Below are 13,678 nucleotides of genomic sequence, written 5' to 3' on the forward strand. Positions count from 1 at the left end.
TGTCTTCCCCCCCCAGTTCTCCCGCCGACCGCCCGGCTGTCTCAGGGCGCGCGCTTTGCGTGGATCTGGACGGCACGCTGCTGAATTCGGACATCCTCTACGAGTCCCTGCTGGCCCTGCTGGCGCGCAACCCGCTGTACGTGTTCCTGCTGCCGCTGTGGCTGCTGCGCGGCAAGGCCGCGCTGAAGCGCGAACTGGCCGCCCGGGTCACCCTCCCGGCCGAGACCCTGCCCTACAACGAGCACGTGCTGGAGCTGCTGCGTACGACCACGCAGCGCCCGCGTGTGCTGTGCACCGCCTCCGACCAATTGCTGGTCGCGCCGATCGCCGCACACCTGGGCCTGTTCGAAGAGGTCATCGCCAGCGACGGCCAGCGCAACCTGTCCGGCCGCAACAAGGCCGAGGTGCTGGTGCAGCGGTTCGGCGAAGGCAATTTCGACTATGCCGGCAACGGCCGCGTGGACCTGCACGTGTGGGACAAGGCCGGCGGCGCCTGGGTGGTCAACAACGGCAACGGCTTGCGCGCGGCCGCCGCGCAGCGCACCACCGTGCGCGGGCACTGGCCGGCGCCGCCGCGCGCCCGCGCCTGGCTCAAGGCGCTGCGCCTGCACCAGTGGCTGAAGAACCTGCTGGTGTTCGTGCCGCTACTCACCGCACACCGCTTCCTGGAGGGCGAATCGGTGCTGCAGTCGGTGATCGCCATGGTGGCGTTCGGACTGTGCGCCTCCGGCGTCTACGTGCTCAACGACCTGCTCGACCTCACGCCCGACCGCCAGCATCCGCGCAAGCGCAAGCGGCCGTTCGCCGCCGGCCGGCTGCCGCTGCTGCAGGGCCTGTTCGCCGCACCCGCGCTGACCGTGGCCGGACTGGCGCTGTCGCTGGCCTGCAACCTGCACTTCACCCTGGTATTGCTGGCCTACTACGTGATGACGCTGGCGTACTCGCTGCGGCTCAAGCGCATCGTGATGATCGACGTAGTGCTGCTGGCGGCGCTGTATACCGTGCGCATCATCGGCGGCGCGGTGGCCATCGACCTGGAACTGTCGTTCTGGCTGTTGGCGTTCTCGATGTTCATCTTCCTCTCGCTGGCGCTGCTCAAGCGCTACACCGAACTGCACGCGATGCTGGGCAGCGGCAAGACCAAGGCCAGCGGGCGCGCCTATTCGGTGGAAGACCTGGTGCTGCTGCAGTCGATGGGCGCGGCGGCCGGCTACATCGCGGTGCTGGTGATGGCGCTGTACATCAACAGCCCGGCGAGCATGTCGTTGTATCGCCACCCGCAAATACTCTGGCTGATCTGCCCGGTGCTGCTGTACTGGGTCAGCCGGGTCTGGATCGTGGCGCACCGCGGCGACATGCACGACGACCCGATCGTGTTCGCCGCCACCGACCGGGTCAGCCAGGTGGTCGTGGTGTTGTGCGGGCTGTTCGCGCTGAGCGCCATCTGATGGCCGATGCCGGGCAGTCCTGGGGACGCTATCCGCACGCGACGCAGACGCTGCTGCCGATCGCCGACCGGGCGGCGGCCCTGCCGGCCTTCGCCGGCAACGCGCTGCCGCGCGGAAACGGCCGCAGCTACGGCGACAGTTGCCTCAATCCCGACGGCACCCTGCTGTGCGCGCGCGGCCTGGACCGCTTCATCGGTTTCGACCCGGCGTCCGGCCTGCTGCGCTGCGAGGCCGGGGTCACGCTCGCCGAGATCATCGACCTGGTCCTGCCGCAGGGCTGGTTCCTGCCGGTGACCCCAGGCACCCGCTACGTCACCGTGGCCGGCGCCATCGCCAACGACGTGCACGGCAAGAACCATCATCGCACCGGCAACTTCGGCCACCACGTGCGCGCCTTCGAGCTGCTGCGCAGCGACGGCAGCCGCCGCCTGTGCACGCCCGACGCCGATGCCGACGGCTGGTTCGCGGCCACGGTCGGCGGACTCGGCCTGACCGGGCTGATCACCTGGGCGGAGATCCAGTTGCGCCGCGTGCCGGGGCCGGCGCTGGAGACGGAAAACATCCGCTTCGGCTCGCTCGACGAATTCTTTGCGTTGTCCGCGGCCTCGGCCGACAGCCACGAGTACAGCGTCGCCTGGATCGACTGCCTGGCCAGCGGCCGCGCCCGCGGCCGCGGCCATTTCACCCGCGCCGATCACTGCGCCGGCCTGCCCGAGGAACGCCCGGCCTCGCCCGGCAAGGGCCTGGCGATGCCGCTGACCCCGCCCGTCTCGCTGGTCAACAAGCTGTCGCTGCGGCCGTTCAACGCGCTGTACTACTGGCGCCAGCCCGCGCGCAGCAAGCGCCGGCTGAGTCACCTGCTGCCGTTCTTCTATCCGCTGGACGGCATCCGCCACTGGAACCGCATGTACGGCCCGCGCGGCTTCCTGCAGTACCAGTGCGTGTTGCCGCCAGCCACCGCACGCGACGGCGTGGACGCGCTGCTGGCCGAAATCGCCCGCAGCGGCAGCGGCTCCTTCCTGGCGGTGCTGAAGGAATTCGGCGACGTGCCTGCACGCGGCATGCTGTCCTTCCCGCGTCCGGGCACCACCCTGGCGCTGGATTTCCCCAACGATGGCGCCGACGTGCTGCGCCTGCTGGAGCGGCTGGACCGGATTGTCGACGCCGCTGGCGGCGCTCTGTACCCTGCCAAGGACGCGCGCATGTCCGCCGCCTCGTTCCAGCGCGCCTACGCCCGCTGGCAGGACTTCAGCCGCTATCTCGATCCCCGCTTTTCTTCCGGCTTCTGGCGCCGGGTCACGGAGTGAACATGCAACGCGTCCTCATCATCGGCGCCACCTCGGCCATCGCCGAGGCCACCGCCCGGCACTACGCTGCGCGCGGCGCGGCCCTCCACCTGCTCGGCCGCCAGGCCGCGCGCCTGGACGCGATCGCGTCGGACCTGTCGGCGCGCGGCGGCAAGGCCAGCGTCGGCGTGCTCGACGTCAACGACAGCGCCGGCCATGCGGCGGCCTTCGATGCCGCCTGGGCCGCGCTGGGTGGCGTGGACGTGGTACTGATCGCCCACGGCACGCTGCCCGACCAGGCCGCGTGCGACGCCTCGGTCGAACTTTCGATGCGCGAGTTCGCCACCAACGGCACCTCGACCATCGCGCTGTGCGCCGCGCTGGTGCCGCGCCTGCGCGCGGGTGCGACGCTGGCCGTGATCTCCTCGGTGGCCGGCGACCGCGGCCGCGCCAGCAATTACCTGTACGGCAGCGCCAAGGCCGCGGTCAGCGCCTACCTGAGCGGCCTCGGCCAGCGCCTGCGCCCGGAAGGCATCAATGTGCTCACGATCAAGCCGGGTTTCGTCGATACGCCGATGACCGCCGCCTTCAAGAAGGGTGCGCTGTGGGCCAAGCCCGACCAAATCGCCAAGGGCATCCTGCGCGCGGTCGACGGCCGCCGCGCGGTCGCCTACCTGCCCGGTTTCTGGTGGGCGATCATGTTCGTCATCAAATCCATTCCCGAATTCGTCTTCCGCAGGATCAAGCTCTGACATGACCGACAAACACGCCAAGATCGTCATCACCGGCGCCGCGGGCCTGGTCGGCCAGAACCTGATCGTCGAACTGGAGCAGCAGGGCTACACCCAGTTGGTGGCGATCGACAAGCATGCACACAACCTGCAGATCCTGCGCGAACTGCATCCGGCCGTGCGCGTGGTGGAGGCGGATCTGGCCGAGCCTGGCGAGTGGGCGCGCGAATTCGAGGGCGCGGCCTGCGTGGCCCAGTTGCACGCGCAGATCACCGGCAAGACCACCGACCTGTTCACCCGCAACAACCTGACAGCGACCGCACACGTGCTCGATGCCTGCCGCGCGGCGAAGGTGCCGTACCTGGTGCACATCAGCTCCTCGGTGGTGAACTCGGTGGCCAAGGACGACTACACCAACACCAAGCGCGCGCAGGAAGAGATGGTGGTCGCCAGCGGCCTGCGCCACTGCGTGCTGCGCCCGACCCTGATGTTCGGCTGGTTCGATCCCAAGCATCTGGGCTGGCTGTCGCGCTTCATGGCCAAGACGCCGGTGTTCCCGATTCCGGGCGATGGCCGGTTCATGCGCCAGCCGCTGTACGAACGCGACTTCTGCCGCTGCATCGCCAAGTGCATCGAGCGCGAACCCGACGGCGATGTCTACGACATCGTCGGCGACACCCGCGTGGACTACGTCGACATCATCAAGACGATCAAGCGGGTCAAGAAACTGCACACCCTGATCGTGCATATCCCGATCGGCTTCTTCGCCTTCCTGCTGCGCGTATATTCGCTCTTCAGCTCCAAGCCGCCGTTCACCGCCGACCAGTTGAAGGCGCTGAGCGCCGGCGACGACTTCAAGGGCGTCGATACCGAAGCGGTGTTCGGCGTGCGCCAGACCCCGTTCGAAGACGCGATCCGCGAAAGCTATACCGACCCGCGCTACAGCCACATCGTGCTCAAGCGCTGACCCGTCATACGAGACCAGAACCATGAGTACATTCGCGATCGTCGGCAGCGGCCCCATGGGCCTGATGGCTGCCATGGAACTGCTGAAGAAGGGCCACCAGGTCGACGTCTACGAGCGCGACGACCGCATCGGCGGCATGTCCGCGGACTTCGACTTCGACGGCCTGCGCATCGAGCGCTATTACCACTTCATCTGCAAGACCGACTTTCCGCTGTTCAAGCTGCTCGAGGACCTGAAGCTGTCCGACCGCCTGCACTGGACCGACACCAAGATGGGGTATTACTACCAGGGCAAGCTGCACAAGTGGGGCACGCCGTTCGCGCTGCTCGGCTTCCCGCACCTGGGGCTGGTCGACAAGATCCGTTACGCCCTGCACGTCATGCACACCAAGGGCATCAGTGACTGGACCGCGCTGGACAAGGAGAACGCGCGCGACTGGATCACCCGCTGGATCGGCCCCAAGGCCTACAAGGTGATGTGGGAAAAGGCGTTCGCACTGAAGTTCTTCGAATACCAGAACGACCTGTCCGCGTCATGGATCGGTACCCGCATCAAGCGCGTGGCGCTGTCGCGACGCAATCTGTTCAACGAAAGCATGGGCTATCTGGAGGGCGGCTCGGCCGTGCTGCTGGAACGCATGGCGGCGGAAGTGACGCGCCTGGGCGGACGCATCCTGCTGTCGCAGCCGATCGAGGAAGTCGCCTCGGTCGACGGCAAGGTCACCGGCATCCGCACCCGCGACGGCCATCATGCCTATGACGGCGTGGTGTCGACGGCCCCGATCCAGTACGTGCCCGGCATGGTGCCCGGCCTGCCCAAGACCTTCGCCGACCAGGTCGCCGCGATCGAGAACATCCCGGTCGCCTGCGTGATCCTGAAGCTGTCCAAGCCGGTCAGCGAGAACTTCTGGATGAACATCAGCGACGAGCGGATCGCCATCCCCGGCCTGATCGAGTACAGCAACCTCAATCCCGGCAAGGGTCCGGGCGAGCACATCGTGTATGCGCCCTACTACATGCCCAAGACCCACCCGAAGTGGCAGTGGAGCAACCAGCAACTGATCGACGAGGTCATCAGCTACCTGCCGATGATCAATCCGGACTTCAAGCCGGAGTGGATCCGCGCAACCCATTGCCATCGCTACGAATATGCGCAGACCATCTGCCCGCCTGGCTTCCAGGACATGCTGCCGCCGATGAAGACGCCGCTGAGCGGTTTCTACATGGCGGACACGGCGTACTACTACCCGGAAGATCGCTCGATCAACGAGAGCATCGACGTCGGCAGGCGCCTGGCCGAGGTCGCAGCGAGCGCATGATCAGCAAGCGGTTCTTCTTCTTCCTGTTGTCCGGCGGCATCGCTGCCGCCGCCAACTTCGGCTCGCGCATCCTCTTCAGCCTCTGGTTTCCGTATGCGACGGCGATCGTCCTGGCCTATCTGGTCGGCATGACCACGGCCTTCATCCTGATGCGCAAGCTGGCGTTCAAGGAAACCTCCAACACCCAGCGCACGCAGATCGCCTGGTTCGTCGTGGTCAACGCCGTCGCCCTGCTGCAGACCCTGGCGATCAGCCTGTTGCTGGCGAAATGGGTGTTCCCCTGGCTCGGCATCCGCTATCTGGACGAAACGATCGCCCATGCGATCGGCGTCGCCGTGCCTGTGGTCACCAGCTACCTCGGCCACAAGTACCTGTCGTTCAAGAACTGATCCGCTTCCCGCCTTGCGCCGCCGCACGGCGGATGACTTCGACCACTGCGCTACCACGACGCGAGCAACGGCGACATGCCCACAGCCTCCCAACCGCACTCACCCAGCCTCACGCAATGCGTCAGAAGGTTTCTTCTTCCGTGGCTGGCATTGACGCTCTTCCTGGGAGCTTTCTACCATTGGTCCGGGCTGAACATTCAGACGTTCAGGGCAGAATCCGGCCTGTTCATCGCCTGGGCCTACAGCGGCGATCTCGCCCACTTTTTGGACGCGCACATCTATTCGTCCTACAGCGGGCACTACACACCGCTGTATTTCGCCGCTGAACTGCTGCAGGCTAGGCTGTTCAGCACCAACGAGCATCTGTGGTTCTGGCGGCAGATGCTGCTGCTTGGTCTGCTGGGTACCGCACTGGCGTCGCTCACGCGCACGACGCTGGCGGCATTGGGCAATCGTCGCGGCGTTGCGCAGGTCGCCGGCTATCTGCTCGCCGCGGTGTTCCTGCTGCAGCCGGCGATCGCGGAAATGGTGACCTGGCCGTTCATGGCCGCACAGTTCCTCTGCATGGCGTGTGCGGCGACAGGGCTGCGCTATCTGATCCGCGCCAGCGCCTTCCAGGACGAGCGCGCCTTGTTCTGGGCGATGGCCTGGAGCTATGCCTCGATGCATTTCCTCGGCGTCGGCTTCGTCGTCAGCATCACCACCCTGCTCAGCTGCTGCGTGCTGATGTGGAGCCAACGGCTCGCGCCCCGGCACTGGCGCACCATCTGCATCTTCGCCGTGCTGACGGCGCTGCATGGCGTCATGATGACCCGCGGCGTGCCGACACAGGAACTGGCGATACCGCCGTCGACGCTGGTGAAACGGTTCGGTGCGCTGTACATGGGACTGGTGCACGGTGGACTGCAGTCGCTGTGGGCCAGCGGGCGCTTCCGCTGGCCGGACGTGGAAGCGTTCCCGGTCGATGCCGTCTATGGTCTTGCCCTGCTCGCGGCACTACTCGCCGCCGCGATCGCCATGGCCCAGCGTAGCCGCACGCAATCGCGGCCGTCCCTGATGCTGGCCAGCATCGTGGTCGGCTTCCCCGCCCTCGCGCTGGCACTGTTCAGTGCGCTCCCCGTGCTGCGGACCAAGGGCACCCTGGATCCGCACAGCCTGGATGGTTACCTGTTCGGCACGCGCTATCTGATCTTCGCCACCTTCTTCGCCTACCTGCCGATCAGCGCACTTGTTGGCATGGTTGCGCGCAAGCTGGGGAAACCGATGCTGGTGCCGCTGCTGATCCTGTCGCTTGGGTCGGCCGCCGGCACGGCTGCCTTCATTCGCATCACCATTCCGCAGATATGGCCTTACTTGCTTACGTCCTCCGATGTGCTGTGGGCCAACGTGGTCAAGGAAGCCGCGACGCAGCAAAAGGCGCAGGGCTATGTGAAGGACCGCCCACTGAGCGAACTCGACCATGAGTTCAATCCGCCGATGCACATGTTCACGCCGTTGATCGAGCGCGACCTCGGCTGCAGGAAGTGCATCCACATCGAGAGCACCCCCTGACCGCTGCGCCGGGCGCTGCTGCAGCGTCCGGCGCGCAATGCCGCATCTGCTGACGCTTCAGCGATCAGCGCGTCGACGGCGCAGACAGAGCAAAGCAGCACGCGGCGCCTGCGCGCCTTTGAAGCGGGAATAGTGAGCGAGGCCGTGGCTGTGACTGCGGCCGTGCAATGTCACCTGATCGCAGCGAAGCCAGTGACCACCGAGCGCACCACACGCCGTGCGGGTGCGCCCATGGCGCAGCAAATCAACGCTGATACAGCATCAGATTGAGCACCTTGCTTTCAGGATTGCCGTTGATCGTCAACGACTCCTTGCCCTGGGCGGGGTAGACCCAGACGACCAGCTTGTCGTCGCCGGACTCGCGTGCCAGTTCGTAGCGCACCACGCCACCGCTTTGCTGCAGCGCGAACTCGGATTCCAACGTGACCGGCAGATAGTCGTTGTCCTTGGAGCCGGCAAGCTCCGCTCTTCCGATCGTGCAGCGCTCGTCCTGACAGAGCTTCAGGGCAATCCTGCCCTGGGCGGCACCACCGCTGTTGCCGATCTGCACCGCCGCCCGCTTGACGTGCAGGGTGGCCGGAGGCGCGAAGGTGCCGGCAAGCACCTGTCGATCGTTCAACGGAATCGCCGCATTGGAGGAGTCGTCCATCGGCACGCGAACGGAGACATCGCCTGCCGCCAGGTACTTCTCGCACTCGCTGGCGGGATACTGTCGGCACCCGGCCAATACCCACAGGACGGAGGCCATGGCCAGCAGGGGACGCACGCGCATTTCGCTTCTCCTCGATTTCCGCTTCAGGCCGACGGCAACAGCGCGTCGGCCCTGGCCCACAGCAGGCCAAGATTGATCAACAGCTGAAGGACGACGCATGCCCATGCGATCCGCCTGCTCATGCGATCCTGCATGAACTTCATCGCGAACACGCACAGCACGATGCCGATGGCCTGCAGGCCATGCACCGCAGGAATCGCCGGCGCGCTGAATACGCCCACCAACAGCGCGCTGGGCAACACCACGAAGGCGAAGAGTTCCTTGGGCCGGCGACTGCCATAGCTCCATGCGCCTGCATAGGCCTGTGCGCTCAGCAACACGCCCATGGCGCCGGTGATCGAGATCAGCATGTCCTGGAAGAGCTGATTGGGCACCATCGGATAGGTGCCCAGATACAGCGGCAGGAACGTCCGCGCTGCGTTGGCGACACGCACCCAGAGCAGATCGCCCAGGCTCGCCGAACTCAATAGGTTCTGCGCCACCAGGTCCGACGGAATCTGCAGGTACCATCGCGTCCACAGCCACCAGGGCAGTACGCAGGCGACCAGGGCCACGCCGTAGGCGAGCACGTTACGCACGCACTGCGGCTTGAATCCGTCGCGCAGCAGGATGTACAGCCCGAAGCATCCGGCAAAGACGATCGCGTAGGGATGGGACCAGTACGCCATGCCCGCCAGCACACCGGCGGCGAAGGCGGAGCGGCGCGACAGCAATGCGTAGGCACCGAGGATCAGGAAGAAGCCGCCCAGGGATTTCGGCCAGGTGAACAGGGTCTGCGCGATGAAGTACGGGCTGCTGACGACCAGCAGTAATCCGGCCAACACATACGCGCCGCGCAGTCCGGCCCGCATGAGCAGCAGTGCCGCGCCGAGCAGCAACGTGCTGTTCAACACGATGCCGACCGCCAGGAACTGCCGGAATGCATCGTCGTCGCCCAGGCTTCCGACGTCCGGCCAATCCTGGCCGACGTACTTGAACCTTGGCAGCGCGTGGACCTGCTTGGCCGGTGGATCCAGCACGGCTCGGAACGGCACGTTCACCAACGACATCAGAATGGGGCGGTTGGACAGCTCCTGCCCGGGCATGAGCGGCCGCTCGAACGCGAACTGGATGTCCCGCAGCAGGAACTCGCTGGACAGGAACGGCAGGTAGTTGTCCGCCGGAAATGCCCCCATCATCACCTGCACCTTGACGTGCAGATGATGGTTCTTGATCACGTACGGCCCGTCCGGCAACTCGCCGGGAAAGCGGATCGGCATCGACACGATCGCCATGCACGACAACGCCATGCCGATCCATGCGGCGAAACCAAGAACGGTCAGCCGCCAACGCCCGGCGAGCAACTTGCCGAGCACGCCGTGGCGATACCACTGCCAGCAGGAAAGCGCGTACAGCAGCGCGAACCCGATGCAGGCATTGAGCCGGTTGTCGCTGGGAAGCGAGACGACGAAGACGCCAAGCGCGCCATGCCCGACCACGCCCACAGCGACGGAGTACGCCAGCAGCTCCAGGCCGTGCAGCCGTCGACCAGCTTCGCTGAGCGACAGCAACCCTGCCCCCACGCCGAGCAACGACAACGCCACCGCGACGCAAAGCGCCAGGCTTCCCCACAACTCCACTGCCACGTTACCGACTCCTCACGTACGCGAACCACGTTTCCCGTTGCCGAGGCTCGGCCATCGGCCGAGTCCCGGCCTCCCCGTCAACGGCCGGCCTGCCACTCCTGCACATGCTGCAGCATCGTCTGCGCGCGGTGCAGATAGGTATGTTCGCGCAGCGTGCGCTGCTGGGCGGCCGCAGCGATCGCCAGGCAGCGGGTACGATCGCCCACCATGGCCTCTATGCACTCGCGGAACTCGCGCACGGAGTTGTAGAGCAGGACCTCGGTGCCGGGCGCATAGTAATCGACGATCTCCAGGCTCTCGACGAAGAACAACTGGGTCGTGCCCGCCATCGCGGCTTCAAACGTGCGCGGGCCCGGCGTGGAGGGGTCCAGCTTGAAGCGGTCGTTGGCGTAATGGTAGTCGCGCCCCATGTTGAGCGTGATCCAGGCGCGCGCATACCGATCCGAGAGTTCGTTGTTGGGCAGGCGCTGGTTGCGGCAGAACGGCAACTCCGACTCCGGCCAGCCGTCGCCCAGCACCACCGCGGCGTGTTCCTGCAACGGCTTTGCCAGATCGCGCAGCAACTTGATCCGGTTGCCGAAGGCCACGCCGCAGAAAAAGATGTTGACGTCCTTGGTCGCCGAGATCGGACGCCAGTGCGCGCGTTCGCTCGCTGCCAGCGGCAGGTGGAACGCGCGCGGGTGGTCGTAGTGCTCGGCGCACCACTTGTCGTTGCTGAAGACAAGATCGGCAACATCCTTGATCTTGTAGCTGAAATCGAACTCGTAAGGGTCGTCGTGCAGCCAGAACACCAGCGTTGCGCCGGTCTGCGCGCAGTAGCGCTTGATGCCGCTGTAATCGGCATCGTCGGGCATGCACGAACCGAAGCACACCACCAACTCCGGCCTGGCCGACCACGCCTTGGTCGCCGCGTGCTCGAGCGGCACGTTCACCACCGATTCGATCCCGCGCAACTGCCAGAAACCTTCGGCCACGTAGCTGCGCAGCACCACGTTGCGATTCTGATTGTCCGGCGAGGCGCCGCAGACCAGGACGCGAGAGGGCATGCTCATTTCGCAGCTCCAGAGAGGCGGCGCACGACTTCGGAGGCAAGCCTGCGCGCCGTGTTCACCGCGCCGTTCTTCCTGAAATACCGGTACAGCCGGCGCACCCTTCCCGGCTCTGGCGTCGGCACCAACTGCGCAACATCGTTCACCACGACGGTCGCGCCGCGTGGCTGGATTGTCCATTCCCGATCCATCAGCAACACACCGATCTCCTTGAGCGTTTGCCCACGCGGTGGTGCCCCGGCGTCACGCGCGCGCCATGGCGGCAACTGTGCCAACAGGCCGCGATAGAGTCCGCTGAGCCACTGCATATGTTCCTGGTGACCGACGCCGAGGCCGGCATGCACGTTCGCACGCACGCGTTCGACCTCCGCGCGGTCGGCAATCAGCCTCCGTACCAGCGAGACGATCGCGCCCGATTCTCCCATCGGCAGCTTGAACCCGTTGACGCCATCGACCACTCGCTCGCCCAGCGCGCCCGTGTCCGAGACGATCGGCACCAACCCCGCGCTCCACGCCTCGGACAGGCTGATGCAGTAGGTCTCGGGCCAGATGGAGAAGTGCATCGACATCGAGAAGCCAGCCAGTATCTGCGGCAAGCTGCCCGGGCGGTACGCGCCATACACCCGCAGATTCGGGATCTTCAGGATATTGAAGATGTCGCTGTACGGCTCGGAAAGTCGCCCGATCACCGTGAATTCGACATTGTCCGTCCGCAACTGGTTGAAGGCATGGACCAACTGGTCGCCGCCCTTGTTCTTGGTGAAGTTGCCGACGATGGCGATCCGCAGCGGCGCGTCCGGCATTTCCGGCGGGTGCTGCGGCACCTTCGCACGCTCGTCGCCACGCGGCATCGGCACGCCCATGACCCGCAGCTTCTCGCTTCCCTCCAGCAACGGATACATCGTCCTGAACAGCGCTGCCACGCCCTCGGTATTGGCATGGAGTGCGTCCATCGCCAACAACATGCGGCCGAAAAAGGCCCTGCGCTTGGCCTGGCTGCCGGCTCCAAGGCCCTGCGCCGCGTTCAAGCACACATCGCAGGTCTCCGCCGGCAGCGCCGGGATGTTGCAGTACACCCCACGGTAGTCCAGCAGGTTGAAGCGCGAGCAGACCACGTAGTAGTCATGCAGGCTCAACACCGCGGGAATTCCGAGCGCCGACGGAATGAAGCCCAGCGATGGCACATGGCCGATCAGATGCTGGAAATGCACCAGATCGATCCGGAACTTCTCCAGCAACCTGGAGAACACCTGCTCGCGTTCCGGGCAGGACAGCAGCGAGTCATCGAGCGTCGAAGCGCAGTCGAAGCTCTGGACCACCTGCATCGCTTCGTTGTACACCACGTAGCGCATGCCGACCGGCGTCACCGTGCGATCGGGAACGTAGAAGAACAGTTCGAAGTCGTCCTTGATCGCCTGGCGCACGGAGTCCTGGTAGACCTCCACGCCGCCGTAGGGCTCCACGCCGAGAATATTGTGCGACACCATCATGATGCGCCGGCGCGCCTTGGGCGCGGGCTGCAGCGAGGGCGCCGGCGCCACGGTCAACGCCTCCAGTTCCGCGAACAGGGTCTGCACCCGATTGGCGTACAGGTGCTCGGTGCGGGCGCGCTGCTGCGCCGCGCGGGCGATCGCCAGGCGTTCCTGCGGATAGGCCAGATAGTGCTCCAGCTTCTGGATGCACTCCTGCACGCTCGAAAACCCGACGTATTCCTTGCCTTCGGTGAAGAAGTCGTCCACCCGGATGTCGGGGATGGAGGTATCCACCAACTGGAAGCCGCCCGCCAACGCCACTTCGAAGAAACGCGGCCCCGGCGTCTGCGCAACCGGATCGTTGCCCGAAGAAGAGAACGCACGATGCAGGGTCAGCACCGAACGGCTGCGATTGGAAAATTTCGCGAACTCGGTGTTCGGCGTGCGCCAGTCGTACTCGCTGAGTTCCATGCCCAGCTTGGGCGCGGGGATGTACGGGTTGGCAGGCAAGGCCAACTTCAGGCGAATCTCGGGAATCGCCGCCTGCAGCTTGGCGAGAAACTCCGACCGGTTCGGCCAGGCCGTGCCCGCAAAGAACAGGTCGTAGAAATAGTGACCGTCGTCGGACTCGGGCACCGCATGGAAATGGAAGCGCTCGTCCGCGGCGAAGGGCAGATGCCGCCCCTTGGCACCGTAGCCAGCGACACTGCCGGCATCGTTCGTGAACACCAGATCGAACAGATCTGAATTCTTCACGTTGATGCTGCGCTCGTAAGGATCCTCCGTGACCCAGAGGACGGCGCGGCCGCAGACATCCACCAGGCGCTCGACCACCGAGCGGTCCAGCTCCTCGCCATCGAACGCTAGCAGCAGGTTGCATCCGTGTCGTTGCGCCTGCGCGATGGCCGAGCCGTAGTCGGCCTTGACCATGCACTCGACACCGCCATGTTGTTCGAGCGCCCTGGCGATGGCCAAGCAGATGTAATGGTTGGGATTACTCCGCTTGGTGTCGAGGAGCAGGACGCGCCATGGCTTCATCAAAAATTCCGGGTACTGAGATCCGTGCGCGC

11 protein-coding genes are annotated in these 13,678 nt (G+C 65.6%); 7 read left to right on the top strand and 4 right to left on the bottom strand.

The window, feature by feature from the left end:
- Positions 1-59: 59 nt before the first annotated feature.
- The 7 genes from AC1PLR_RS18155 to AC1PLR_RS18185 all read left to right on the top strand — a co-directional run bounded on the left by AC1PLR_RS18155 (position 60) and on the right by AC1PLR_RS18185 (position 7,690).
- Entirely contained in the window at positions 60-1,448 is a 1,389-nt protein-coding gene (locus AC1PLR_RS18155) for a UbiA family prenyltransferase (RefSeq protein WP_481103635.1), read from the top strand.
- Entirely contained in the window at positions 1,448-2,755 is a 1,308-nt protein-coding gene (locus AC1PLR_RS18160) for an FAD-binding oxidoreductase (RefSeq protein ID WP_481099061.1), read from the top strand. Before AC1PLR_RS18155 ends, AC1PLR_RS18160 begins: the two co-directional genes overlap by 1 nt.
- Before the next feature lie 2 nt (positions 2,756-2,757).
- Positions 2,758-3,486: an SDR family oxidoreductase gene (locus AC1PLR_RS18165; protein WP_209230761.1), complete on the top strand. Its 729-nt coding sequence runs from the start codon at positions 2,758-2,760 to the stop codon at positions 3,484-3,486.
- A 1-nt stretch (position 3,487) separates the two neighbouring features.
- Positions 3,488-4,432, top strand: a complete 945-nt coding sequence (locus AC1PLR_RS18170; protein WP_420007975.1) for an NAD-dependent epimerase/dehydratase family protein — start codon at positions 3,488-3,490, stop codon at positions 4,430-4,432.
- Between the two features lie 22 nt (positions 4,433-4,454).
- Positions 4,455-5,750, top strand: coding sequence for an NAD(P)/FAD-dependent oxidoreductase (locus tag AC1PLR_RS18175; protein WP_481101880.1), 1,296 nt, complete (start codon positions 4,455-4,457; stop codon positions 5,748-5,750).
- Positions 5,747-6,139 carry a GtrA family protein gene (locus AC1PLR_RS18180; protein ID WP_481101881.1) on the top strand — a complete coding sequence of 131 codons (393 nt, stop codon included), beginning with the start codon at positions 5,747-5,749 and terminating at the stop codon, positions 6,137-6,139. Before AC1PLR_RS18175 ends, AC1PLR_RS18180 begins: the two co-directional genes overlap by 4 nt.
- 150 nt (positions 6,140-6,289) lie before the next feature.
- Positions 6,290-7,690 (top strand): hypothetical protein, encoded by a 1,401-nt coding sequence (locus tag AC1PLR_RS18185; protein WP_481101882.1) that lies wholly within the window; start codon positions 6,290-6,292, stop codon positions 7,688-7,690.
- A 244-nt stretch (positions 7,691-7,934) separates the two neighbouring features.
- Here the strand turns inward: AC1PLR_RS18185 and AC1PLR_RS18190 are convergent, their stop codons facing one another.
- The 4 genes from AC1PLR_RS18190 to AC1PLR_RS18205 form a co-directional block, all read right to left on the bottom strand.
- Positions 7,935-8,462, bottom strand: coding sequence for a hypothetical protein (locus AC1PLR_RS18190; RefSeq protein ID WP_481101883.1), 528 nt, complete (start codon positions 8,460-8,462; stop codon positions 7,935-7,937).
- Between the two features lie 23 nt (positions 8,463-8,485).
- Entirely contained in the window at positions 8,486-10,087 is a 1,602-nt protein-coding gene (locus AC1PLR_RS18195) for a hypothetical protein (RefSeq protein ID WP_481101884.1), read from the bottom strand.
- Positions 10,088-10,164: 77 nt separating this feature from the next.
- Positions 10,165-11,139 (bottom strand): CgeB family protein, encoded by a 975-nt coding sequence (locus AC1PLR_RS18200; RefSeq protein WP_420007981.1) that lies wholly within the window; start codon positions 11,137-11,139, stop codon positions 10,165-10,167.
- A complete protein-coding gene (locus tag AC1PLR_RS18205; RefSeq protein WP_481101885.1) occupies positions 11,136-13,646 on the bottom strand; it encodes a glycosyltransferase family protein in 2,511 nt (836 codons plus the stop codon). The genes AC1PLR_RS18200 and AC1PLR_RS18205 overlap by 4 nt, the downstream gene beginning before the upstream one ends.
- Between the last annotated feature and the right edge of the window lie 32 nt (positions 13,647-13,678).

Source organism: Xanthomonas sp. NCPPB 3570 (genome assembly GCF_056725115.1).